20 protein-coding genes and 1 pseudogene are annotated in these 23,480 nt (G+C 61.1%); 19 read left to right on the top strand and 2 right to left on the bottom strand.

All coding sequences use genetic code 11. The annotated features are described in order from the left end of the window. Positions 1-4: 4 nt before the first annotated feature. The 3 genes from NXT3_RS20660 (at position 5) to NXT3_RS20650 (ending at position 3,474) form a co-directional block, all read left to right on the top strand. Positions 5-1,339 (top strand): ABC transporter substrate-binding protein, encoded by a 1,335-nt coding sequence (locus NXT3_RS20660; protein WP_104840227.1) that lies wholly within the window; start codon positions 5-7, stop codon positions 1,337-1,339. 81 nt (positions 1,340-1,420) lie between these two features. After that, positions 1,421-2,197: an ABC transporter ATP-binding protein gene (locus tag NXT3_RS20655; protein ID WP_104840226.1), complete on the top strand. Its 777-nt coding sequence runs from the start codon at positions 1,421-1,423 to the stop codon at positions 2,195-2,197. 29 nt (positions 2,198-2,226) lie between these two features. After that, entirely contained in the window at positions 2,227-3,474 is a 1,248-nt protein-coding gene (locus NXT3_RS20650) for an SfnB family sulfur acquisition oxidoreductase (RefSeq protein ID WP_104840225.1), read from the top strand. A 78-nt stretch (positions 3,475-3,552) separates the two neighbouring features. On the opposite strand, the gene NXT3_RS20645 is transcribed toward NXT3_RS20650, so the two are convergent. Continuing rightward, positions 3,553-3,954, bottom strand: coding sequence for a hypothetical protein (locus NXT3_RS20645; RefSeq protein WP_156877961.1), 402 nt, complete (start codon positions 3,952-3,954; stop codon positions 3,553-3,555). 205 nt (positions 3,955-4,159) lie between these two features. On the opposite strand from NXT3_RS20645, the pseudogene NXT3_RS20640 reads away from it, so the two are divergent. From NXT3_RS20640 to NXT3_RS20570, 16 genes and pseudogenes are all read left to right on the top strand, one after another. Next, a pseudogene (locus NXT3_RS20640) lies at positions 4,160-5,536 on the top strand (FAD/NAD(P)-binding protein). A 325-nt stretch (positions 5,537-5,861) separates the two neighbouring features. Next, positions 5,862-7,268, top strand: a complete 1,407-nt coding sequence (locus NXT3_RS20635; protein WP_104840224.1) for an LLM class flavin-dependent oxidoreductase — start codon at positions 5,862-5,864, stop codon at positions 7,266-7,268. 23 nt (positions 7,269-7,291) lie between these two features. Then, a complete protein-coding gene (locus NXT3_RS20630; RefSeq protein ID WP_104840223.1) occupies positions 7,292-8,560 on the top strand; it encodes an SfnB family sulfur acquisition oxidoreductase in 1,269 nt (422 codons plus the stop codon). A 10-nt stretch (positions 8,561-8,570) separates the two neighbouring features. After that, the gene (locus NXT3_RS20625) at positions 8,571-9,833 is read left to right on the top strand and encodes an SfnB family sulfur acquisition oxidoreductase (protein WP_104840222.1); all 1,263 of its coding nucleotides are present in this window, start codon (positions 8,571-8,573) and stop codon (positions 9,831-9,833) included. A 16-nt stretch (positions 9,834-9,849) separates the two neighbouring features. Beyond that, complete coding sequence (locus NXT3_RS20620; protein WP_104840221.1) at positions 9,850-11,325, top strand: FAD/NAD(P)-binding protein; 1,476 nt, start codon at positions 9,850-9,852, stop codon at positions 11,323-11,325. A gap of 161 nt (positions 11,326-11,486) precedes the next feature. Continuing rightward, on the top strand, positions 11,487-12,656 hold the full coding sequence (gene ssuD, locus NXT3_RS20615) for an FMNH2-dependent alkanesulfonate monooxygenase (RefSeq protein WP_104840220.1): 1,170 nt from the start codon (positions 11,487-11,489) through the stop codon (positions 12,654-12,656). A gap of 137 nt (positions 12,657-12,793) precedes the next feature. Further along, positions 12,794-13,342, top strand: coding sequence for a flavin reductase family protein (locus tag NXT3_RS20610; RefSeq protein WP_104840219.1), 549 nt, complete (start codon positions 12,794-12,796; stop codon positions 13,340-13,342). A 54-nt stretch (positions 13,343-13,396) separates the two neighbouring features. Beyond that, positions 13,397-13,591, top strand: a complete 195-nt coding sequence (locus NXT3_RS31745) for a hypothetical protein (RefSeq protein WP_158665373.1) — start codon at positions 13,397-13,399, stop codon at positions 13,589-13,591. 316 nt (positions 13,592-13,907) lie between these two features. Beyond that, positions 13,908-14,423: a shikimate kinase gene (locus NXT3_RS20605; protein WP_423827998.1), complete on the top strand. Its 516-nt coding sequence runs from the start codon at positions 13,908-13,910 to the stop codon at positions 14,421-14,423. 657 nt (positions 14,424-15,080) lie between these two features. Beyond that, positions 15,081-16,106 (top strand): sulfate ABC transporter substrate-binding protein, encoded by a 1,026-nt coding sequence (locus NXT3_RS20600; RefSeq protein WP_104840342.1) that lies wholly within the window; start codon positions 15,081-15,083, stop codon positions 16,104-16,106. A gap of 88 nt (positions 16,107-16,194) precedes the next feature. Further along, positions 16,195-17,238 carry a sulfate/molybdate ABC transporter ATP-binding protein gene (locus NXT3_RS20595; protein WP_064253785.1) on the top strand — a complete coding sequence of 348 codons (1,044 nt, stop codon included), beginning with the start codon at positions 16,195-16,197 and terminating at the stop codon, positions 17,236-17,238. Between the two features lie 190 nt (positions 17,239-17,428). Further along, positions 17,429-18,454 (top strand): sulfate ABC transporter substrate-binding protein, encoded by a 1,026-nt coding sequence (locus NXT3_RS20590; RefSeq protein WP_104840218.1) that lies wholly within the window; start codon positions 17,429-17,431, stop codon positions 18,452-18,454. Between the two features lie 258 nt (positions 18,455-18,712). Then, complete coding sequence (locus tag NXT3_RS20585) at positions 18,713-19,654, top strand: sulfonate ABC transporter substrate-binding protein (protein ID WP_104840217.1); 942 nt, start codon at positions 18,713-18,715, stop codon at positions 19,652-19,654. A gap of 40 nt (positions 19,655-19,694) precedes the next feature. Next, a complete protein-coding gene (locus tag NXT3_RS20580; RefSeq protein ID WP_037390730.1) occupies positions 19,695-20,510 on the top strand; it encodes an ABC transporter permease subunit in 816 nt (271 codons plus the stop codon). Next, the gene (locus NXT3_RS20575; RefSeq protein ID WP_104840216.1) at positions 20,507-21,337 is read left to right on the top strand and encodes an ATP-binding cassette domain-containing protein; all 831 of its coding nucleotides are present in this window, start codon (positions 20,507-20,509) and stop codon (positions 21,335-21,337) included. The genes NXT3_RS20580 and NXT3_RS20575 overlap by 4 nt, the downstream gene beginning before the upstream one ends. Before the next feature lie 136 nt (positions 21,338-21,473). After that, positions 21,474-22,109 carry an RBBP9/YdeN family alpha/beta hydrolase gene (locus NXT3_RS20570; protein WP_104840215.1) on the top strand — a complete coding sequence of 212 codons (636 nt, stop codon included), beginning with the start codon at positions 21,474-21,476 and terminating at the stop codon, positions 22,107-22,109. A gap of 348 nt (positions 22,110-22,457) precedes the next feature. On the opposite strand, the gene NXT3_RS20565 is transcribed toward NXT3_RS20570, so the two are convergent. Next, positions 22,458-23,375: a fatty acid desaturase gene (locus tag NXT3_RS20565; protein WP_104840341.1), complete on the bottom strand. Its 918-nt coding sequence runs from the start codon at positions 23,373-23,375 to the stop codon at positions 22,458-22,460. Positions 23,376-23,480: the final 105 nt, after the last annotated feature.

Here is a 23,480-nt window from a genome sequence, read left to right as displayed (position 1 = left end):
AGAAATGACCATCCTCAGCAAATTTAAGATTGCGGCGCTGGCCGCGGGCGTCGCGCTTACGATGGCGCTCCCGGCAGCCCATGCCGACGAGCAGTATTTTCCGCTTCAAAGCTACCGCGTCGGTCCCTATGCGGCCGGTGGCACCGGTTTCTTTGGTGGCTTCATCGATTATCTCAACCTGATCAACACCCGCGACGGCGGCGTCAACGGCGTCAAGCTCACCTGGTCGGAAGCCGAGACGCAATACGAGGTCGAGCGCGGTGTCGAAGCCTATGAGCGGCTGAAGAGCAATCCGAACGTCGCCGCATGGAACCCGCTCTCCGTCGGCATCGCCTATGCGATGATCGACCGGATCACCGCGGACAAGGTGCCGCTGATCACCATCAATCACGGCCGCACCGATTCCACCGACGGTCGGGTCTTCCCCTACGTCTTCCCGCTGCTGCTCAATCCCTACAGCGAGACCTCCGGCATCGTAAACTACATCGCCTCTAAGGAAGGTGGCGTCGAAAGCCTCAAGGGCAAGAAGATCGTCGTGCTCTATCACGGCTCGCCTTACGGCAAGGAGACGATCCCGATCTATGAACTCCTCGCGGAGAAATACGGCTTCGAACTGCAGCAGATCGAGGTGCCGCATCCCGGCAACGAGCAGCAGTCGCAATGGCTGACGATCCGCCGCACGAAGCCCGACTACGTCGTGCTGCGCGGCTGGGGCGTGATGAACCCGGTGGCGCTGAAGACTGCCGCCAAGACCGGTTTCCCGGTCGATCATATCATTGGCAATGTCTGGTCGAACTCGGAAGAGGACGTCATCCCGGCCGGCGAGGCCGCCAAGGGCTACACGGCAATCACCACCCAGGCCTCGGGTACCGAGTATCCGGTGGTCAAGGAGATCGTCTCGGCCATCTACGATAAGGGCCTGGGCAACCTCGAGGACAAGAACCGCATCGGTTCGGTCTACCACAATCTCGGCATCGTCAACGGCATCCTGAACGTCGAGGCGATCCGCATCGCCCAGGAGAAGTTCGGTAATCGGACACTGACCGGAGACGAGGTCCGCTGGGGCTTCGAGCATCTGCAGCTCGATCCGGCCCGGGTCGAGGCGCTCGGCGCGAAGAACCTGTTTCACTCGATCAACGTCACCTGGGATAATCACGAAGGCAACGGCTACGTCACCTTCCAGCAATGGGACGGCAAGAAGTGGAACGTCGTTTCCGACTGGATCGCGCCGGACTGGGCGCTGCTGCGTCCGATCATCGAGAAGTCGTCCGAGGCCTATGCCGAGGAAAAGGGCATCAAGTTGCGCACGGCTGAAGATGCGGAGGCCGCGACCAACTGATGGGGGCGGGTCGGACATGCGGCGAGGGGGATCCATGCCGACACCATGTCCGGCCCGAACTCCAACGAGAAGGAGAGTGACATGGCTGAAGCGGATATCCTGCTCACGGTCGAAGACGTCAAGGCAACCTACAATCACGCAATCAGGGCGCTGGACGGCGTCAGCTTAACATTGAAGCGCGGCGAAATCGTCGCCCTCCTTGGCGCCAACGGTGCCGGCAAGACGACGGCGCTGAAAGCCGTATCCAACCTGCTGCCGGCGGAGCGCGGCCAGATCGTCGCGGGACGCATCAGGTTCGGAGAACTCGATGTCGCCGCGGTCTCGCCCGACGCACTCGTCAGGGCCGGGCTGGTGCAGGTCCTCGAAGGCCGCCATTGCTTCCGCAGCCTCACAGTGGAGGAGAACCTCGTCTCCGGTGGCATCGGACGCAGCGCAAAACGGGGTGAAATCGCGGCCGACCTCGAGAGGATCTATGCCTGGTTCCCGCGCCTCAAGGAAAAGCGCCACTTGGCAGCGGGCCTTACCTCCGGCGGCGAGCAGCAGATGACGGCGATCGGCCGGGCGCTGATGTCGCGGCCGCGTCTCCTCGTCCTGGACGAGCCTTCCATGGGACTCGCTCCGCTCGTCGTCCAGGACATCTTCCGCACCCTGCGTCGACTCAACCGGGAAGAGGGCCTCTCCATCCTGGTTGCCGAGCAGAACTCTGCCGTGGCGCTCACCTATGCCGACAAGGCCGTCATCCTCGAAAACGGCATCAGCGTGTTGTCCGGTCATGCCCGTGACCTCAAGTTCCGCGACGACATTAAGGCCCTCTATCTAGGGCAAAAGCCGAGCGCCGCCGTTCTCGCCGCCTACTGACAACAACCCATCGACAGGGAGAAACCCGAATGACTATTTCTAACATCAGTACACGCGACGCCGCCCGTGGCGTTCCGGCGGTGCCCCGGCCAAGCGAGCCGGCGCATGTCATCAAGAGCGATGCCGAGGCGATCGAGGTGGCGAAGAAGCTCGCCGCTGAATTTGCCCCCGGTTCAGCCGCCCGCGACCGCGACCGTATCTGGCCTGTCCGGGAACTCGATGCCTTTTCGCAGAGTGGGCTGTGGTCGATCAATGTGCCGAAAAAGTTCGGCGGTCCCGAAGTCTCCTATGCGACCCTCGCCAAGGTGATCGAGATCATTTCCGCCGCCGACTCCTCGATCGGCCAGGTCGCCCAGAACCATCTCGGCGTCGTTGCTGCGATCCGCACCGTCTCCGACGAGAAACAGCAGAAGCTGCTCTTTGCCGAAGTGCTGCGCGGCACCCGCTTCGGCAATGCCTTTTCGGAATTCGGCTCGAAACGGGCAGTCGATTTCGAGACGAAGTTCATTGATGTCGGCGATCATGTCATCGTCAACGGACGGAAGTTCTATTCATCCGGTGCGCTGCTCGCTCACCTGGTGCCGATCGTCGCCCTCGACGACCAGGGCCGTGCCTGGTACGCGATTGCCGAACGCGATGCGCCGGGGCTGACGGTTGTGGACGACTGGTCGTCCTTCGGACAGCGCACGACGCTCTCCGGTACGGTCATACTCGACAATGTCAAGGTGCCGAAGACGCACCTGGTGCCAGGTTACAAAGGTTATGACAAGCCGACGGCGGACGGAGCGATCTTCCAGATCATTCAGGTGGCCGTGGATACCGGCATTGCCCAGGCCGCGATCGACGAGACCGTCGCCTTCGTCCGCACAAAAAGCCGTGCATGGGTCGACAGTGGTCTCGACAACGCCTGGGATGATCCCTACACCATCCAGGCGGTCGGTGACCTGACGCTGCGCCTCCACGCCGCGCAGGCGCTGCTCGAAAAGGCGGGATATGCGATCGACCATGCGGTTGCAAATCCAACGGCCGGATCCGTGGCGGAAGCCCAGATCGTCACGGCGGAGGCCAAGATCCTCTCGACGGAGATCGCGATCGCCGCCACGAATAAGCTTTTCGAATTGGCCGGGACGCGTTCGACGCTCGCCGAACACAATTTGGACCGCCATTGGCGCAATGCGCGCACCCACACGCTGCACGATCCGGTGCGCTGGAAATATGCCATTCTGGGCAAGTATTTCCTGAACGGCGAGAACCCGCCGCTCCACGCCTGGAGCTGAGCTTCAATCGCGCACGCGAGCATCCGGGGCACTGGCCCCCGGATGCCTGCCGATCGATGATTTCGGTCGGGCGTGTTCTCACCCGTGGCGATCGTCGCTTTCGCTCGTAAATCCGCTCAGCAGAGCCTTGATCGCTGTCATGATGGTGACGGTGAGGAGAAACGAACGGATCTGGCCCGTCGCACTGAGGCTTGGCCTCCACGTGACCACTGTGAGCCAGCATGCGAAAACGACGGAATCCAGAAAATGCCGTTCGAAAAAAGCCGCGCTCCAAGGTTTGCGGTAAGCGCCGGACATGAAGATCGCATCGAGACCGCGACTGGCGAGAAACAGCAAGGGGACGGAGGCCGTTTTCATGGCTATCAATCCGGCCGGATCGCCGATCAGGAAAAGGCCCGCAGCACTCACGGCCGTGAACGCCATTACAAGAACATATCGACCTGCGGTGCCGTGCCGAGAAGCCGAGCGATCGTCGTTCATTGTGGATCCCTATCGTCGATCAACTGTCCGCTGTGCGCGTCTACGGTGGTGCGGACATCGCGTCCGGTTCAGTTGCAGTTTAACTCAAAATCGATCTTTTTTATAGGGATGGAGCCGCGTTTGGCGTGATACTATTCTCCGGGATTGCAGCAGGGGGGCCGTGCCGCAGCAGGCAAAGCGGGTCACTGCCGATGAGGAGGCGCCCTTGCTCTACGATGTCGCGGTTGTCGGTGCAGGATTTTCTGCGATCGCAGTAACCATCCATCTTCTTCGCTCGTTGCCACCTTCTGCTTCAATGGCCGTGGTTGGAGATGATCCGGGGTTCGGCAGGGGAACGGCCTATCGAACGGAGTTCTATGTCCATCGGTTGAATGTCCCTGCGGGACGCATGAGCGTCTTTCCAGAAGAGCCGAAAGATTTCGTCCGCTGGCTCGAGCAGCATGCGCGAAAGGTGTCGTCGGAGGGCTTCGCATCGCGGGGCGACTATGGTCTTTATCTGCGCGATCGGCTGGCGTCGCTGCTTCGAAATGGCGACCGCCGCGCGAGCTTCGATTTTGTCAAGGCGAAGGCGCAGAATTGCAGTCATTCCAGCGAGGCTGGCCTTGTCTTCAAACTGGACAATGGCACGGAGCTTAGCGCACGCAACGTAGTGCTCTGCCTTGGCATCGGCAACGCAGATCTGCCGCTAAAACAGGATCATATCGCGATAGGCGCGCATAAGCTCATCGTGCGCAATCCATGGCGGCTGAGCTGGCTTTCGAGGGTTGGCCGCAGCGACACCATCTGCATTCTTGGCTCCGGATTGACGATGGTCGATCAGGTGCTTGCATTGCGGGTACACGGTCACCGCGGACCGATTCGCGTCTTGTCTCGACGTGGGCTACTGCCGCATCCGCATGCGCAGGCGAGCCACCGTGCGGTGCCGGTCGAACCGGATCTTGCCGCTTCGCGGGAACTCAGTGCCTTGCTTCAGGGCTTCCGCAGGCAGGTTCGCAACGGCGCGGACTGGCGGGGTGTGATGGACGGTCTCAGGCCGGTGACGCAAGGGCTGTGGCAGGAGCTCTCGAACGATCAGCGTGCCCGTTTCCTGCGCCATGGGCTCGCGTGGTGGAACATCCATCGTCATCGCATCGCTCCCGAGATATTCCTGCGGTTCGAGACCCTGAGACACGACGGCATTGTTACGGTCCATGCCGGTTTCCTCGAGGCGATCGAGGAAGGACGTCGTGGCGCGCTGGTGAGCTACAGACAGCGGCAGAGCCACCGCTCAAGGTCATTCAATGCAGATTGGATCGTTAACTGCACCGGCATGGAGCGCGCCGGTGTCGCCCATTCTCCGCTGCTTAAAGGAATGCAACGACACGGATTGATCGCCGCCGATGAGCTCGGGCTCGGCCTCTCGGTCGACAAGGACTCCTGTGTAATTGATTGCGAAGGAAGGCCGCAGCCGGGACTCTACGCAGTCGGTGCTCTGACAGCCGGTTAGTTCTGGGAAATTACTGCGGCTCCCGATATCCGCGTGCAGGCGACAAACGTCGTAAGCGCTATCATTTCGAGGCTGGGGTACGGCATTCAGGGCTAAGTCTGCGGTGCCGGCAGCAAGGCGGGATGTTGCACCAGGCAAGCATGCCGTCCGGGCGTCTTCAAGCGGCGTCGGTCGGCGATCAGCTTCGGTCGATGCCGTCCGCGCGGCGGCGTATCGAATTCGCGATCGTGGCTGGGGCGCGCGCCACTGGCTCGTTCCACGCGGGATCGGCCCCGGTGATTGGTTTTGCTCGCATGAGGGCGAATCTAAGAAAAAACTTCCATCTGTAAATACATTAAAATTATGGAATAACTGTATTGCTGCAGATGACCTGCGATGCTTGAGGCGAACCCACATCTCGGCCGTACCGGACGGAGCCTCAATGAGCAAGACCATTCGCTTCAACGCCTTCGACATGAACTGCGTTGGCCATCAGTCGCCGGGACTGTGGGCGCATCCGCGGGACAGGTCTTTCAAATACAAGGACCTGGACTATTGGCAGGACCTGGCGCGCACGCTTGAGGGCGGCGTCTTCGACGGCATCTTCATCGCCGACGTGATCGGCTATTACGATGTCTACAAAGGGAACAATTATCACGCCATCCATCAGGCGGCGCAGATTCCGGTCAACGACCCGCTGCAATTGGCGGCGCCGATCGCGCTTGCGACCGAGCATCTCGGCATTGGCATCACCGCATCGATTTCCTTCGAGCACCCCTACACCTTCGCGCGGCGCCTCTCGACGGCCGACCACCACACCAAGGGGCGGGTTGGCTGGAACATCGTCACCTCCTATCTCGAAAGCGGCGCGAGGAATGTCGGTCAGGGCGGCCTGCGCAAGCATGACGACCGCTACGCCGTCGCGCATGAATACCTCGAGGTCATCTACAAACTTCTCGAAGGGTCGTGGGAGGATGGGGCCGTGGTGCGCGACCGGGAAACCCGCGTCTTCACCCATCCGGAGAAGGTCCACGAAATCGGCCATCGCGGCAAGTATTTCGAGGTGCCGGGCTATCATCTTTCCGAACCCTCGCCGCAGCGCACTCCGGTCCTCTACCAGGCGGGCGCGTCTGGACCGGGCAAGAAGTTTGCAGCAGAGCATGCCGAATGTATTTTCGTCGCGGCGCAGACGAAGACAATCCTGCGCAACTACGTCGCCGATATACGGGCGAGGGCGGCAGCCGCAGGAAGATCTCCCGAAAGCATCAAGATCTACAATCTGCTGACGGTGATCGTCGAAGAGACCGACGAGAAGGCGCGGGCAAAGTTTCGCGAATATCTCGACTATGTCTCCTATGACGGTTCACTCGTCTTCATGTCCGGCTGGACCGGCATCGATTTCTCGCGCTACGAGCCGGATGACCTGGTGCGGAAGGTCGAGACGAACGCCATTCACTCGGCGGTCGAAAGCCTGTCCGAGGGCGATCCGAACAAGCGCTGGACCATTCGGGAGCTCGCCGAATGGGGCGGCGTCGGCGGCATGGGGCCGGTCGTTGTTGGCTCTGCCTCTACCGTTGCGGACGAGTTGCAACAATGGGCGGAGGAGACCGGCGTCGACGGCTTCAACCTCGCCTATGCGGTGACGCCCGAAACCTTCGAGGATATCGTCGGCCATCTCGTCCCTGAATTGCAGAAGCGCGGGGTCTATCCCCGCGAATACCGTTCCGGCACGCTGCGTGAAAAACTCTTCGGCCGCGGGCCCCGCCTGGAGGCGCCGCATCCCGGCGCAAGCTACCGCGACATCGAAGCCGTCAAACGCAGCGAAGCGCTGCGGGCCACCGGCAGCTAACTCTCACCAAGGAGCATCAGACCATGGGCACTCTTCCCGACCCGCAAATCGACTATTCCGTCCATCCCCGCGTGAACTCCAGCGATCCGGTGCCGCCGCGTCCAAAGCCGGCGACGCCGGCGCACGTGATCCAGAGCGATGCGGAAGCGCTCGAAATCGCCGAACGCCTGGCGGAAAAGTTCAAGGCCGGCGCTGCCCTGCGTGATCGCGAGGGCCTGCTGCCGATCGCCGAGCTGGACGAGTATTCCCAGAGCGGCCTCTGGAGCATCAACGTGCCGAAGGCCTACGGCGGAGCGGAGGTCTCCTATGCGACGCTTGCGCGGGTTATCGCCACCATCGCCGCCGCCGATCCGGCGATCGCCCAGATCACCCAGAACCATCTCGCTATCGTTGCGACCGTCGATCTCGACGGCACCGAGGAACAGAAGAAGCTGTTTTTCTCCTGGGCGCTTCAGGGCATCCGCTACGGCAATGCCTTCTCCGAACTGAAAAGCAAGACGGTGGCGGCCTTCGAAACCAAGGTCGTTTTCGACGGCGACGACGTGGTCGTCAATGGCGAGAAGTTCTATACGACCGGCGCGTTGCTTGCGCATGTCGTGCCGATCGTCGCGGTCGACGAGAATGGGCAGGGCCACCTGGTCTTTGCCGATCGCGACGCGCCTGGTCTGACGGTCACCAACAACTGGTCGAGCTTCGGGCAGCGCACGACAGCCTCCGGGTCGGTGAAAATCGAAAACGTCCGCGTGCCGCGTTCCCGCGCGGTGCATGTCACCTCCTTCGATCATCCGACGGTCGGTGGCCCGGTTTCCCAGATCATCCAGTCGGCGATCGACGTCGGTATTGCGCGCGGCGCGATCGAGGACACGATCGCCTTCGTCAGGAATCACAGCCGTCCGTGGATCGACAGCGGCAAGGAAACCGCCGGCGAGGACCTGTTCACGATCGCGGCCGTCGGCGACCTGAAGATCAAGCTGCACGCGGCTGAGGCGCTGCTCGATATCGCCGGGCGCAGCATTGATGTCGCCAAGGCGAACCCGACGCTCGAGACGGTCTCGGTGGCAACGATCAAGACTGGCGAATCCAAGGTACTGACGACGGAAATCGCGATTCTTTCGACCAACAAGTTGTTCGAGCTTGCCGGCACGCGCTCGACGCTTGCCGAGCACAACCTCGATCGACACTGGCGCAATGCCCGTGTCCATACGTTGCACGATCCGGTCCGCTGGAAGTTCTATCACGTCGGGAACTATTATCTGAACGGCGTTCATCCGCCGCGTCATGCCTGGAATTGAGGCGAGGCGCATGAGCGAGAACGACCGCAAACTGCATCGGGAGGCCGCGCTTACGGCCGGCCGCGCTGCGCCGCACATGCCGCCCCGCCGGACCAAAGCCCACCGAATTAAGGATGACTCCGAAGCGCTCGCAGTGGCTCGTGAGCTCGCCCACGAGTTCGCCCCTGGCGCTGCCGCGCGCGACCGTGAGCGGCGCCTGCCGATTGCGGAAATCGAGCGCTTCTCGCAATCGGGCCTCTGGGCGATAACCGTGCCGAAGGCCTATGGCGGCGCCGGAGTTTCGGCGGTGACGCTTGCCGAAGTCACGGCGATCATCTCGGCCGCGGACTCGAGCATAGGCCAGATCCCCCAGAACCATTTCTACATGGTCGAGGCACTGAGGCTCGCTGGCAGCGAGGAACAGAAGAGGCACTTCTTCGCGCGTATCCTCGATGGGGATCGTCTTGGAAACGCATTCACCGAGATCGGCACGAAGACGCCGGTCGATTTCAAGACGAGGGTTGAAAAGCGCGACGGCAAGCTCATCCTGAACGGCCAGAAGTTCTACTCGACCGGCTCACTCTTCGCCCACATCATCGCCGCCGTGGCGAAAGACGACAACGGACGGGTGAATATCGCCTTCATAGATCGGGCGACGCCCGGTCTCGATCTCGTTGACGACTGGAGCTCGTTCGGCCAGCGCTCGACCGGCAGCGGCACGGTCACCTTCGACGACGTTGAGGTCAAGGTCTTTCAGGTTGTCGACCATGACGTGGTTTTCGAACAGCCGACGCCGATGGGACCATTCGCGCAGATCATTCACTCCGCAGTACAGGTCGGGCTGGCGCGCGGTGCGTTGTCGGAAACCATCTCCTATGTGCGCGCTCACGCTCGGCCTTTTTTCGAGCTCTCGATCGAGCATGGATACGAGGATCCGCACACGGTCCATGCCGTGGGCGATGTTTCCATCCGCGTGCATGCGGCCGATGCCCTGCTTTTCCGCGCCGGTCGGCTCCTCGACATCGCAATGGAAACTCCCACGGAAGACACGGTCGCTGCGGCATCGATCGCCGTAGCGGAGGTCAAGGCGCTTGGAACGGAGGTCGCCCAACTCGCAGCGACAAAGCTGATCGAACTCGGCGGCGCGCGCTCGACGCTTGAGAGCTACGGCCTCGATCGGTTCTGGCGCAATGCCCGCACCCATTCGCTGCATGATCCGGTGCGATGGAAGTATCATCATATCGGCAACTATTACCTGAATGGGCTTTTACCACCGCGGCACGGGGCCATTTAATCTTCGAGGGTGCGGCATGCGGAAAATTGAGCTTTTGCCAGTCGTGGCTGTCGTCGGAGGCGGCTTCAGCGGTGCCGCCGTCGCACTGCATCTGGCACGCAGTGAGCGGCCAGAGGCGCGCGTGGTCGTGTTTGAGCCGCGCGCCAGGCTGGGTGCCGGCCTCGCCTATGACACGGCTGAACCGACAAATCGTATCAATGTGCCCGCCGGCAAAATGAGCCTCTATCCGGACGAGCCGGAGAGTTTCCTCACTTATCTGGAACGGACAGATGCGCTCGCCGGGGACCCAGATCCCATGACCACGGACGGCGTCGCCTATCCGCGCCGATCCGTGTTCGGTGATTATGTTGCGAGCGAGCTTGCGCCTCTTCTCTCGAGCGGGGCGATCGAGCACCGACGCGCCCAGGTGCTCGGCATCAGACGCTCGGCGGGCCATTGGACGATCTCCGCCAGCGATGGTCAGGAGTTGGTGGCTGATATCGTGGTGATCGCGGTCAGTCATCCGGCGCCTGCTTTGCCGAAAGCTTTATTGCCCGTGCTGTCGCATGCGAAGCTGGTGGCCGATCCGACGAAAGCCGGCGCGTTCGAGGTCATCGCGCCAGCGGATCGGGTTCTCATCGTCGGCAACGGTCTTACGTCGGCCGATGTCGTCGCCGCGCTCGATCAGCGGGGCCATCACGGTCCTATCATTTCCATCTCGCGGCGGGGCTTGCGGTCCCGAGGCCATCCCGCCGTCGCGCAGGATCCTTATGGCGACTTCGTCTCCGAACCGATCACCCGCGCCTCCGAACTTCTTCGTCGCATCCGCCAGGCGCTTCACGCGGCCCGGCAACAGGGGCTCGACTGGCATCCCGTCCTCGATGCCGTCAGAGCGCAAGGCCAGCAGATCTGGCGGGCTCTTCCTGTTGTCGAACGTCGGCGCATTGCCCGCCTTGCGCGACCCTATTGGGACGCTCACCGCTTCCGCATAGCGCCGCAGGTCGAGGAGGTGCTTGATCGCGCGGTGGAAAGCGGCAGGCTGAACATTCTCGCCGCCTCCATCGCATCTGCGGCGATCGAAGGGCAGGAGATCGTGGTTGACCTCAAGGAGAGGGGGCAGGGCGCATGGCGCCGGATTGCCGTGGACGTCATCGTCGTGACCACCGGTCCCGCTCACGGAGACATCCTTAGATCCCAGCCCTTCCTCTCAGCGCTGGAAGTGTCGGGCGCACTGACGCTATGCGAAACCGGGCTCGGCATTGCTTGCGATCTCCAGGCCCGAGCCGTCGGCACCAGCGGCCTTGCGGATCCAAGCCTGCTCATAGCGGGGCCGCTCGCTCGCGGCACCTTTGGCGAACTGATGGGGCTACCGCAGGTGACCGAGCATGCGGCTTTCGTTGCCCGCGAAGTGAAAGCGCTCTTGGGTCGTCTCCGCCATCAACGGCAGCCAAAGCGTCTCGGCGGCGATCGGATAAAACGGGCATTCGCTTACTCCCCTGAGGGTGAGGGATAATCTCCGGGAAGATGTTCTTTTTGGAAAAATATTCCTTAGTAAAACTATAGATTATAATATGATCAGCACATGATCGGTAATGGACTGCGGTTGGCGCAAGGTAGAGGCGGATCACGATGTCTTGCAGGCAGACGCTGCCGCTTCGGCTGAAAGGATAGAAAATGACCAAGACTGACAACCCGCTCGATTTCCTTTGGTTCATTCCATCCTCGGGGGACGGCGCCTATCTCGGATCCGATGACCTGAGCCGACCCTCCGATCCGGGCTATTTTCGTGAGATCGCGACGGCTGTGGACCGCCTCGGCTATTCCGGCGTGCTCATCCCGACCGGCGTCGCCTGCGAGGAATCCTTCGTTCTTGCGGCCAATCTCGCGGCCTTCACGGAAAAGCTGAAGTTCCTGGTTGCCGTTCGCCCCGGAATCGCCTCGCCTGCCTACTATGCTCGGCTCGCCTCGACGCTCGACCGAGTTTCGAACGGGCGTCTTCTGCTCAACATCGTCGCGGGTGGAAGCGCCCAGGAACTCGCGGGCGACGGTGTCTTCCTGGCACATGACGAGCGCTACGAGCATGCGGACGAGTTCTTCCAGATCTTCAATCAGCTCCTCGAGACCGGCAAGGCCAACCTGGATGGCAAATACATCAAGGCGCATAACGCGCAACTCGGTTTCCCGCCGGTTCAGGAGCCGCGCCCGCCGCTCTATTTCGGCGGATCGTCGGATGCGGCGATCGAGTTTTCGGCAGGGCTAGTAGACAAGTACCTGACCTGGGGCGAGACGCCCGATCAGGTCGGCGAGAAAATCGCCAAGGTACGCAAGGCCGCGGCCGACAAAGGCCGTAAGGTCACCTTCGGTATCCGCCTGCACTTCATCGTGCGCGAGACCGACGAGGAGGCCTGGGCCGCCGCCGACCGGCTGATTTCCAAGCTCTCTGACGAGACGATCGCCGCCGCGCAAGAGGGATTTGCGAAGAATTCCGATTCCGTCGGACAGGCGCGCATGCTGGCTCTTCACGGCGGCCGGCGCGACAAGCTCGAGGTGGCGCCGAATCTCTGGGCCGGCATCGGGCTCGTTCGTTCAGGTGCGGGGACCGCGCTCGTCGGTTCGCCGAAGACGGTCGCCGCGCGTCTGAGGGAGTATCAGGATCTCGGAATCGATACGGTCATCGCCTCCGGCTACCCGCATCTTGAGGAAGCCTATCGCGTTTCTGAATTGCTCTTCCCGGAGATCGGCCTCGGCCCCCCGCGCAACCAGATCCGTTCGACCTTTGGCGAGCACCAGGTATTCGGCGGCGGCGGTCACGGCGGCAATCTGAGGGTTGTGGCGGGTTCTTAATTTTCCCCAGCCTGAAAACCAATCGGGCGCAAGCCGGGCCCCGCCAATCGCAGGCATGACCGTGTTTCCTGATCTGATATGACGCGGCAGGGCTAAGCAACGCAGTGAAATTCATACTCAACAGAGGAGTGATTGAGATGTCCGTCCAACCTTCTGTGCGCGCATTCGATGTCGAGGCCACCACCAGCCACCCCGCCAACCACCACGTCGATGCCGAGGGCCTGAAGCGTGCTTTGCGCGCCCTTGGCGGTGGAGTCAGCATCATAACGGCCGGGGAGGGCGAGACTCGGACTGGAGCGACGGTCACGTCGGCGACCGCCCTTTCGATCGATCCGCCGCGCATGATCGTCACCCTCAACCGTTCTGCCTCAACATTGCCGGTCGTCCAGCGATATGGCCATTTCTGCGTCAATGTGGTGGGACACGACCACGAAACACTTGCCAACCAGTTCGCCGGTCTCGGTGGGCTGAAGGGGGCGGAACGTTACCACGGCGCTGAATGGATCCGCCTCGAGAGCGGAGCGCCGGTTCTGGAGAATGCGGCGGCGGCCATCGATTGCGAAGTCGAGGAGCTCATCGAACGACACAGCCATGCCATCGTGCTTGGCCGCGTGGTCGGTATTCGCTTCGGCAATCGTGGTTCACTGGTTTACCGCGATGGGCGGTATTTCGCGCTTGGTGGATAGCCACGAACAATCAGAATGGACGCTGTTCGGCGTCCGAAACGAGAGGAATGACAAATGCCGCTCGGTATGGTGAACTTTTCTTTTGATCTCCTCGCCCCTTGGCGCCTGAAAGCCGGTGCGAATGAACTCAGTGCCGGGAACATGCCCGCACAAACGCAGAATTACGACGAAAGCGGTCCAGTTGTCCGGACTGAACAACAACGGGAACATGAACAGGGGCCGTTCTGGAGCTTCTTTCCAGTTCTTTAGGCTGCACCATATTACAGTTCTGCCAAGCCGTGCGTGTGCGGCAAAAGCCTATTTTCGACCAAATGGATTTGGCGAATTAAGCAACGGCTCGGCCGGTTGCTTTCGAGGCGATCCCACAGGAAGTCGCCAAGAAAGCGATTTCCACCCGACCGGCGAGGTATTGGCCAGGAGATCGTTGGAAGCAACTTCGCCCGCGAGCGCAGGTGCTCAATGGCGTCAGCCATATAGGCGGAGTGTTATCGGGGCATCCATGAATATGTCTCTCAATTCTCAGCCCAAAGCGGCTCTTCTCGCCGCTCTGGGTGGGCGCTGCATTGTGCTCATCGGCATGATGGGCTCGGGCAAGACGTCGGTCGGCCGGCCTCTCGCGGCGCGGCTCGGGCTCAATTTTGTCGACGCCGATGCCGAAATCGAAGCGGCGCACCGGATGACGATCCCGGAAATCTTTGCCCAGCACGGCGAGACCTATTTTCGCGACGACGAGCGGCGGATGCTCGCGCGGCTCCTGGCCAAAGGGCCGAAAGTGGTGGCGACCGGCGGCGGCGCTTTCATGAATGCCGAGACCCGCGCGCGGGTCGCGGAGAAGTCGGTGTCGATCTGGCTGAAGGCCGATTTCGACGTATTGATCCGCCGCGTGCGCCGGCGCGCCAACCGGCCGCTGCTGCAAACGCCCGATCCCGAAGGCGCCCTGCGCAAATTGATAGATGATCGTTACCCAACTTATGCTTTGGCCGACGTGACGGTGGTGTCCGACAACGGCCCGCACGGAATGGTCGCGATGAAAACGATGCAGGCTTTGATGTCCTATTTGAACGTTCACCCCGTGCCGTAGACCCGCCCGACGGAAGAGAGTATCTTCATGACCAGGTGCGGCTCGATCACGGATAGCGCGGTTACGATATCCTCTCGGCGACACGATCATCGAACGGGCCGGCGCGGAATTGCCAAGCTCTGCCCCAGTGCAGCCTGCGCAATCGTTATCGACAGCCTTGTGGCGCATCATCATCCGACGGCTTTTAGCCAGAGTCTCGATGCGGTGGGCATCAGCCTCCAAGAGCTACGAACACTTCGTGCAGGGATGCGACGGCATCCTCGCGGCGCGGATGGAACGCGGTAATCTCGCCGGTCATGCGAGGGCGAGCGTGCGGCGTGTCATGGATTTCGTGCGGGTGCTGGCATCTCTCTGGTGCAGATCGGTTCCTCGGCTCGAAAGCAACCGACCGAAAACCGCTCAACCCGTCAAAATGCAGCGCGTGATATAATCGCGTTCATGATACGTTTCACGTTCTCGTTGTTTAGCGGGAAACCAACGCTGTGCCCTCAATTAACGTGCCGGTGATTTTTCGCCTGAAATCATCACGGCGAGAAATGCTCTTAAGGACATGCGCACGTTGTTGATCGCGGACAAGCGTGGCAAACCGCCTTCATCTCTGCTTTCCCTATCCAGCGTTTGGGGCGTAGTTTCACCGGACGAAGCATGGAGATCGAGATGAGAACGGATAGGCTTGCCGGGCTCGTGAGACGAGCTCTTGTGGTCGGAGCTCTGCAGATTGGCTTAATCGGCTCCGCTCTCGCCGACACGACAATCTTAAACGTGTCCTTCGATTCGACGCGTAAGCTCTACAAGGAACTCAATGCCGCCTTCGCCGAGAAATGGGAGGCGGAGACCGGCGAGACGGTGACCATCGATATGTCACACGGCGGTTCCGGTAAGCAAGCGCGGTTGGTAATCGACGGCCTCGAAGCCGATGTGGTGACGCTGGCGCTCGAAGCCGATATCGACGCCATTGCTCAGGCGACCGGAAAGATCCCGGCCGATTGGAAGAAGCGGCTCGAAAACAACAGCGCCCCCTATACCTCGACAATCGTCTTTCTGGTCCGCAAGGGCAATCCGAAAGGCATCAAGGATTGGGGTGACCTGACCAAGGGCGGCGTTCAGATCATCACGCCGAATCCGAAGACCTCGGGCGGCGCCCGCTGGAACTTCCTCGCGGCTTGGGCCTGGGCACGCGCTGCCAACAACGGTGACGAGGCCAAGGCGCAGGAGTATGTGGCGCAGCTCTTCAAGCGTGTTCTCGTTCTCGATACCGGCGCGTGGGGAGCGATGACCACCTTCGTCCAGCGCGGTTTTGGCGACGTGCTGCTCGCCTGGGAGAACGAAGCCCATCTCGCGCTCGAGGAACTCGGCCCAGACAATTTCGAGATCGTCACGCCTTCGATCTCCATCAAGGCCGAACCGCCGGTGGCGCTTATCGATGGCAATGTCGACAGAAAGGGCACGCGGACAGTGGCGGAAGCCTACCTAAAGTTTCTCTACAGCGACGCTGGGCAGAAGATCGTTGCCGAACATTACTACCGCCCGTTCAAGCCAGAACTTGCCAATCCCGATGACGTTGCCCGCTTCGCCGATCTCAACCTGGTGACGATTGACGAATTCGGCGGTTGGAAGGAAGCTCAGGCGAAATTCTTCAGCACTGGCGGAATCTTCGACCAGATCTACAAGCCGGGTCGATAGGATTCCATACCGGTCGACAGACGGCGAAGAGCTTCGCTACGGCGCCGCGACTGCTGGGCGCGGCAGGCATCGAAGGGACGAGACAATCATGGAAGTCCGCGTCCAGAACCTGCGCAAGGAATTCGGTCGCTTTCCGGCGCTCGTGGATGTGAGCCTCGATATCCACTCAGGCGAGCTGATCGCGCTGCTCGGCCCCTCGGGGTCAGGCAAGACGACACTGCTCCGGCTGATTGCCGGGCTTGAAAGCCCGACCGAAGGCATGATCCTTTTCGGCACCGAGGATGCATCGAAGAAGACGGTGCAGGAGAGAAACATCGGCTTCGTCTTCCAGCACTACGCTCTCTTCCGACACATGACCGTGCTTGACAACATTGCATTCGGTTTGAAGGTGCGGCCCAGCAAGAAGCGTCCGCCGGCCGACGAGATCCGCCGCCGGGCGATCGACCTCATAGAGCTGGTGCAACTCGCGGGGCTCGAAAAACGCTATCCGGCCCAGCTCTCCGGCGGCCAACGTCAGCGAGTGGCTCTCGCCCGTGCCATGGCGGTCGAACCGAGCGTGCTGCTGCTCGACGAACCCTTCGGCGCGCTCGACGCGCAGGTCCGCAAGGAACTCCGTCGCTGGCTGCGGGAAATTCACGACCGCACCGGCTACACGACGGTCTTCGTTACCCACGATCAGGAAGAAGCGCTCGAGCTTGCCGACCGCGTCGTCGTGATGAGCAAGGGCGTGATCGAGCAGGTGGGCACGTCGGACGAGATCTACGACCACCCGGTCTCGCCCTTTGTCTACGGCTTCATCGGCCAATCGAACTGCCTGAACGTCACTTTGGCGAGCGGCGAGATCTGGTTCGAGGCCAGGCCGATCGGCCTGCGTGCCGCGAACGAGCCGGACGGCGCGGCAACCCTCTATTTCCGCCCGCACGACGTCGAGCTCATCGACGGTTCGAGCGGCTGCCTCGCCGGCCGCGTGACGGCGAGCCGCCGCGTGGCGGGCACCCGCCATCTGGAATTGGAAATAGGTAAGGAACGATCTTCGGTTGAAATCGAGTTGTCGCCCGAGCGTGCGTCCTCGGCTGACCGCACCCGCATCGCGTTCCGGCCGACCAAGTGGAAGCTGTTTCGGGGGGAATGATTCAGTATGCGGGTTCGCTTCGAATTCAAACCATCCGCGGGCGCGAACGGAGATTCGGTTCAAGATGGCAGGAAATTGCGGGTTGAAGGTCAAAGAGAATAGGTCTTTCCCCGGACGATGCCTGCCGCGTCATTTGTTTGCGTTGTGACAATCAATTAAATGGATAGATTAGCAAATAATGGAGGTTCGAATGCTTTCGAATAAAATTGCCGGAATTCTGAAACTGTCGCTCGTGCTCGGTAGCGTGCAGCTTGGTGCTGCTGGTCTCGCTCAGGCAGACACCACACTTCTGAACGTGTCCTATGATCCGACGCGGGAACTCTACAAGGATTTCAACGCCGCCTTCGCGGAAAAATGGAAGACCGATACGGGCGAAACCGTAACAATCCAGACCTCGCATGGCGGCTCGGGCAAGCAGGCCCGCTCGGTGATCGACGGCCTCGAGGCCGATGTGGTGACGCTGGCGCTCGAAGCCGATATCGACGCGATCGCCAAGGCGACCGGCAAGATCCCGGCCGACTGGAAGACCCGCCTCGAAAACAACAGCGCGCCCTATACATCGACGATCGTCTTCCTGGTCCGCAAGGGCAATCCGAAGGGCATCAAGGATTGGGGCGACCTGACCAAGGAAGGCATCCAGGTCATCACCCCGAATCCGAAGACCTCGGGCGGCGCCCGCTGGAACTTTCTCGCGGCCTGGGCCTGGGCGCGCGCCGCCAACAACGGTGACGATGCCAAGGCGCAGGAATATGTGACGCAGCTCTTCAAGCACGTCCCGGTTCTCGATACCGGGGCGCGCGGCGCAACCACCACCTTCGTACAGCGTGGCCTCGGCGACGTGCTGCTGGCCTGGGAGAACGAGGCCTATCTTTCGCTCGAGGAACTCGGCCCCGACAATTTCGAGATTGTCACGCCGTCGATCTCGATCAAGGCGGAGCCGCCGGTGGCCCTCGTCGACGGCAATGTCGACGCGAAGGGCACCCGCAAGGTGGCGGAAGCCTACCTCAACTATCTCTACAGCGATGCCGGCCAGAAGCTCGCCGCCAAGCACTATTACCGGCCGTTCAAGCCGGAGCTTGCCGACCCGAAGGACACCGCCCGCTTCGCCGACGTGAAACTCGTCACTATTGACGAATTCGGCGGTTGGAAGGAAGCTCAGCCGAAATTCTTCGCCGATGGCGGGGTCTTCGACCAGATCTACAAGCCGGGACAATAACAGCATATGGCCATTCGCAGCAGCACGCGAATGGCGGTTTCGGCAGCCGAGCGTCATTCCGGGTTTCCGGACTGGCGCTCAGGGTCCGAAGAAAAATGTTGTCCATTTTTTTGATGAAATTAGTAGATTATTATTTGAGAGAGATGTCTTCGAGCCCGTAAAGTGGCACATCGGCAATCTCCATTGCAGTTCCCGCCTCGCGGGGCCGTAGGTGGCAGCCTTGTCGGTCAGGATGCACTGCTTTTGGGAGACCAATCGATGAACGCAGCTATACGGTACCTTGCAAAGATTGCCCTCGCCGGGGGTATCGCTCTTGGCCTCGCCACGGTTGCCGATGCGCAGGACAAGATCGTCAGGATAGGGTTCCAGAAGTACGGCACGCTCATTCTGCTGAAGACAAAGGGGTTGCTCGAGGAAAAGCTGGAGCCGCAGGGCTATACGGTCGAGTGGACGGAATTTCCCGCCGGACCGCAACTCCTCGAGGCGCTCAACGTAGGTTCCGTCGATTTCGGTACGACGGGTGAAGCGCCTCCCATCTTTGCGCAGGCGGCCGGGGCCCCGCTCGTCTATGTCGGCTATGAGCCGCCGGCCCCGGAAGCGGAAGCAATCATCGTCCCGAAGGATGGCCCGCTCAAAGGGGTTGCCGACCTCAAGGGCAAGAAGGTCGCGCTGAACAAGGGCTCGAACGTCCACTATCTCTTGGTCAAGGCGCTCGAGAAGGCAGGGCTCTCCTATTCCGACATAGAAGTTTCATTCCTGCCGCCAGCGGATGCGCGCGCCGCCTTCGAAAAGGGCGCCGTCGACGCCTGGGTGATTTGGGAGCCGTTCCTCGCAGCCGCCGAAGCCGCTACAGGCGCGAGACAGCTCGCGAATGGCACCGGCGTGGTGGACAACCACGAGTTCTATCTCGCTTCGCGGAACTTCATCAATGCGCATCCCGGGGTGGTCGATACCATTGTCGCGTCGCTTGGCGAGGTGGACACCTGGATCAATGCCAACCGCAGCGACGTTGCCGAGCAGTTCTCCCCGGCACTCGGTCTTCCGAAGGAGGTGCTCGAAGTCGCCGTCGAGCGGCGGCAATACGGCGTAAAGCCGATCACGCCGGAGGTGGTCGCCGCGCAGCAGAAGATCGCCGACGTGTTTCATGAGCTCGGTCTGATCCCGTCGGCGATCAAGATCGCCGACGCAGTCCAGAAGTGACCGGCGGCAACGAAACCAGGCCGGCGAGAAAGGCGTCCTGATGGCAACCCGTTTACCCCAACCCAGAAGCGCGGCGGCACTTACGTTCCTGGCTTCCTGGGCGCTGCCGCTGGGTCTTCTGGTCATATGGGAGATCGCCTCGCGCAGCGGACTATTGTCGATGCGTCTCCTGCCGGCGCCGAGCGCTGTCGCCGCGGCCTTTTTGGAAAGCGTGCGCAACGGCACGCTCCTGACGAATGCTGCGATCTCGACGGAACGGGCTTTGAAGGGCCTCATTATCGGTGGCGGGATAGGTTTTGCCCTCGGCATCCTGGCCGGAATTTCACGGCTTGTCGAAGTCGTGTTCGACACCTCGATGCAGATGCTCCGCAACGTACCGCATCTTGCCATCATCCCGCTCGTCATCCTGTGGTTCGGAATAGGCGAGGAGGCGAAAATCTTTCTCGTGGCCATCGGAACCGCCTTTCCGCTCTATCTGAATACATTCCACGGAATTCGCACGATCGACGTCCGCTTGATCGAGATGGCACGCGTTTACGGGCTCGGCCGCCTGGCCCTGTTCTGGCGGGTGATCCTTCCGGGCGCTTTGCCGTCAATCCTGGTCGGTCTGCGATTTTCGCTCGGCATTATGTGGTTGACCCTCATCGTCGCCGAGACGATCTCGTCGACCTCGGGTATCGGCTACATGACCATGAACGCGCGGGAATTTCTGCAGACCGATGTCGTCGTGCTCGGCGTCATCGTCTATGCGCTGCTCGGCAAGGTTGCCGATACCATCACCCGCCTGATTGAGGCACGCGCGCTCGCCTGGCATCCCGCCTATCGAATGAACCCAACCGGGGAAGCGACATCATGAGCGAGCCTGTATCCTATCTTCGTGTGCGTGGCCGGCCCCTTCTCCGGGAAGTGCCGGGTCCGACCGAGCGGACCGTCGTCAGCGAGCTGATTCCGCGGAAACAGGAGGAACGCCCGGTAAATGGGAAGACCGTGCTCCTCGACGGATTGTCGAAATCGTTCGCGAGCAGGCGAGTGCTCTCGCGGCTGAATCTGGAGATTCCGGCCGGCCAATTGCTGGCGATCGTCGGGCGATCCGGTTGCGGCAAGTCCACGCTTCTGCGTCTCATTGCCGGCCTCGACCGGCCGAGCAGCGGTGTGATTTCAGTGGGCGGTGCTGAGGTAAAGTCGCTTCAGTCGAATGTGCGGCTCCTGTTTCAAGATGCGAGGCTGCTTCCCTGGCATCGGGTGATCAGCAATGTCGGCATCGCTCGGACAAAGAATTGGCGCGATAGCGCGGCGGCGGCTCTAGCCGATGTCGGGCTTGCAGATCGGGCAAACGACTGGCCGGCTGTTCTTTCGGGGGGTCAGGCCCAGCGCGTGGCCCTCGCGCGCGCATTGGTGAGCCGGCCGGGCGTCCTCCTGCTGGACGAACCCTTCGGGGCTCTCGATGCCCTCACGCGCATGGAGATGCACCGCCTGCTGGAACGCATCTGGCACGAGCACGGCTTTACGACGGTTCTGATCACGCATGATGTCGCCGAGGCGGTCGCACTTGCCGATCGGGTGATCGTCCTGCGCGACGGCGGGATCGCCCTCGACATGCCGATCGACCTTCCCCGCCCGCGTCGTGGGGCAGCGGACACCGCAGCCGTCTCATTGCAGGCGCGAATTCTCGACGAGGTATAGGCGAACCATGGCCGCGTCGGCATTGGAAATGGACCCCAATGCGCTGCCAGTGACAAAACTTCGAGCACGAGCACGTGGAAGCACTTGGCATGCCGGATGTAAGTGGCTGCCAGTCCTCGCGAAGGAGATCGCGCGCATGAGACCACTGGTTCCGGACATCGAAACACTCATTCTTCCGGGGCTCAATGGATCGCCCGAAGAACATTGGCAGCGTCATTGGGCGCGCGACAATAGGGACAGCCAAATTGTCGAGCAGGACAACTGGACCTGTCCCGATCTGGACAATTGGATGGGGTGCCTCGAAAGCGCCATTGAAGCCAGCCCGGGCGATATCGGGCTGGTCGCCCATAGCCTCGGCTGCGCGCTTGCTGCAAACCTTGCGAACCATCCCCTTGCATCACGCGTACGGTGCGCACTGCTGGTGGCGCCATGTGACCTCGAAACGACGGAGGAGCTGCATCCCTGCGCAATAAATTTCGGCGACATGCCACGCTGGCGACTGCCGTTCCCGAGCCTCGTCGTCGGAAGTCTTAATGATCCCTACATGTCAGTGGAAAGATTACGGCTTACGGCACGATATTGGGGCAGTGCGCTCATCGATCTCGGCGAGGCCGGGCATATCAACATCGCGAGCGGCTTCGGTCGCTGGCAAGTTGGATATGCCTTATTCGACCTTCTCAGGTCATCGAGCGAGCGTTTGTCTACTGAGCGACGACCGAAGGACGAGCTATTCCCGAGAGCGTTCACCGGTGCGCGTCTCGCCCCGAACTAGAGCTGGGTGGGCCACCTGTCTCTGCGTTTGCTTTTGCTTTTGCCGCATTCTGCAGTCAGGTGATTGCACCCGGCTGCAGAATGCGTCCAGTGAGAGGGAAGATCACAGAGGCTATTGCAGCATGTGGCGGATTTCAGCCATCAGCAACAGCCGTGAGCCGCACCCCGCGGGCAAGAGGTCGCTCCGACCCAGCCCTTGACGGAAATTCCAGCGCGGAGAGGTGACATCGAAGGCAGTGACAATTTCGGTAGGCCGGGATCCCGCACTGCCCATGCGGGCTGGTAACGAGGCTAATAACGCGTCGGTCGCTGTCCAATTTGACGAACTTAGGCGTCTTTCCGGATGATTTCATCGATGTCGCGGATGCCGCGGATCGTCATGCGGGTTCAGGAGAAATCGCCGGACAATTTCGAGGTAGCTGTTGTAGACCAGCCCGCCGTTCAGGGCGACGAGAGCATCTCTGTTCTGGCGGTAGATCGCAGGGATCCGGTACCAGGGAATGCCTGGCCGGCTGTGATGCAGGACGTGCAGGTTGTTGTGCAGAAACAGCAAACCAAGGAGCCTGCTGTTTTCGACGATCGCCGTACGCTCCTCGTGATTGTCGGCATAGCGATGCTCGGCATAGGAGCGAAGCCGTGTAAGTGCCGCGCCGCCGTAGATGAAGCCAAACACGTAAAGCCAAAGAGGCATATCGCAGACCAGCAAAACCCAGGCGAGCACAGCTGCCACACCCGCACTGTGGCTCAGCCAGATCCTCCGACGTTCGCCGCCTTCTTCAAAGACCGCGCGCAGTTCCTGGGCAAGGAAGTTCAGGATCATTATGGCCGGGCCAATCGCCAGCCGGCCGAGCAGGGTGCTGTTCCATGCGGCGAGCAACCGCCCGAAAGCTCCGAGCCGATCCCAGGCGGCCTTTGTGAAGTAAGAGGACTCCGGATCTTCTATCGGGTCGGTCAGGTGCTCGTCGCGGTGATGGGTGAGGTGGCTATCCTTGTAGATCGCATAGGGAAGCCACAAGGACAGTGGTGCCCAGCCGATCGCATCGTTTATCCGCCGATTGCGGGTAGGATGGCCATGCATCACTTCGTGCTGAAGCGAGCCGTGCCAGGCAATTAGCCAACTGCCAGCGGCCATGACCAGCGGCATCGGTAGTGACGCCCACCACCACGTGAGCGCCAGATAGCCGCCGTAGATGGCCCCCGAAAGCGCGACGGTCGGCCATTCCAGTCGGCTTATGGATGGGCTCTTGAGAGCAGAAAAACTGCCGATAGGCAACACTCGAAACTCCGGGATACAAGGAAAAGCGCTGCAAAAACAGCACTGTAATCTAATATATCATTTCTATAGATTACGACTATTTAGATCAAGTGCTAG

This window comes from Sinorhizobium fredii (genome assembly GCF_002944405.1).
Lineage (GTDB): Bacteria > Pseudomonadota > Alphaproteobacteria > Rhizobiales > Rhizobiaceae > Sinorhizobium > Sinorhizobium fredii_C.
Note: the sequence above shows the minus strand (reverse complement) of the source record. Positions and strands in the feature narration are given on the sequence as shown.

Excerpts from the sequence above, each read along its gene's own strand:
- NXT3_RS20660 (WP_104840227.1), top strand. The coding sequence starts at position 5 with ATGACCATCCTCAGCAAATTTAAGATTGCGGCGCTGGCCGCGGGCGTC.
- NXT3_RS20655 (WP_104840226.1), top strand. The coding sequence starts at position 1,421 with ATGGCTGAAGCGGATATCCTGCTCACGGTCGAAGACGTCAAGGCAACC.
- NXT3_RS20650 (WP_104840225.1), top strand. The coding sequence starts at position 2,227 with ATGACTATTTCTAACATCAGTACACGCGACGCCGCCCGTGGCGTTCCG.
- NXT3_RS20645 (WP_156877961.1), bottom strand. The coding sequence starts at position 3,954 with ATGAACGACGATCGCTCGGCTTCTCGGCACGGCACCGCAGGTCGATAT.
- NXT3_RS20635 (WP_104840224.1), top strand. The coding sequence starts at position 5,862 with ATGAGCAAGACCATTCGCTTCAACGCCTTCGACATGAACTGCGTTGGC.
- NXT3_RS20630 (WP_104840223.1), top strand. The coding sequence starts at position 7,292 with ATGGGCACTCTTCCCGACCCGCAAATCGACTATTCCGTCCATCCCCGC.
- NXT3_RS20625 (WP_104840222.1), top strand. The coding sequence starts at position 8,571 with ATGAGCGAGAACGACCGCAAACTGCATCGGGAGGCCGCGCTTACGGCC.
- NXT3_RS20620 (WP_104840221.1), top strand. The coding sequence starts at position 9,850 with ATGCGGAAAATTGAGCTTTTGCCAGTCGTGGCTGTCGTCGGAGGCGGC.
- ssuD (WP_104840220.1), top strand. The coding sequence starts at position 11,487 with ATGACCAAGACTGACAACCCGCTCGATTTCCTTTGGTTCATTCCATCC.
- NXT3_RS20610 (WP_104840219.1), top strand. The coding sequence starts at position 12,794 with ATGTCCGTCCAACCTTCTGTGCGCGCATTCGATGTCGAGGCCACCACC.
- NXT3_RS31745 (WP_158665373.1), top strand. The coding sequence starts at position 13,397 with ATGCCGCTCGGTATGGTGAACTTTTCTTTTGATCTCCTCGCCCCTTGG.
- NXT3_RS20600 (WP_104840342.1), top strand. The coding sequence starts at position 15,081 with ATGAGAACGGATAGGCTTGCCGGGCTCGTGAGACGAGCTCTTGTGGTC.
- NXT3_RS20595 (WP_064253785.1), top strand. The coding sequence starts at position 16,195 with ATGGAAGTCCGCGTCCAGAACCTGCGCAAGGAATTCGGTCGCTTTCCG.
- NXT3_RS20590 (WP_104840218.1), top strand. The coding sequence starts at position 17,429 with ATGCTTTCGAATAAAATTGCCGGAATTCTGAAACTGTCGCTCGTGCTC.
- NXT3_RS20585 (WP_104840217.1), top strand. The coding sequence starts at position 18,713 with ATGAACGCAGCTATACGGTACCTTGCAAAGATTGCCCTCGCCGGGGGT.
- NXT3_RS20580 (WP_037390730.1), top strand. The coding sequence starts at position 19,695 with ATGGCAACCCGTTTACCCCAACCCAGAAGCGCGGCGGCACTTACGTTC.
- NXT3_RS20575 (WP_104840216.1), top strand. The coding sequence starts at position 20,507 with ATGAGCGAGCCTGTATCCTATCTTCGTGTGCGTGGCCGGCCCCTTCTC.
- NXT3_RS20570 (WP_104840215.1), top strand. The coding sequence starts at position 21,474 with ATGAGACCACTGGTTCCGGACATCGAAACACTCATTCTTCCGGGGCTC.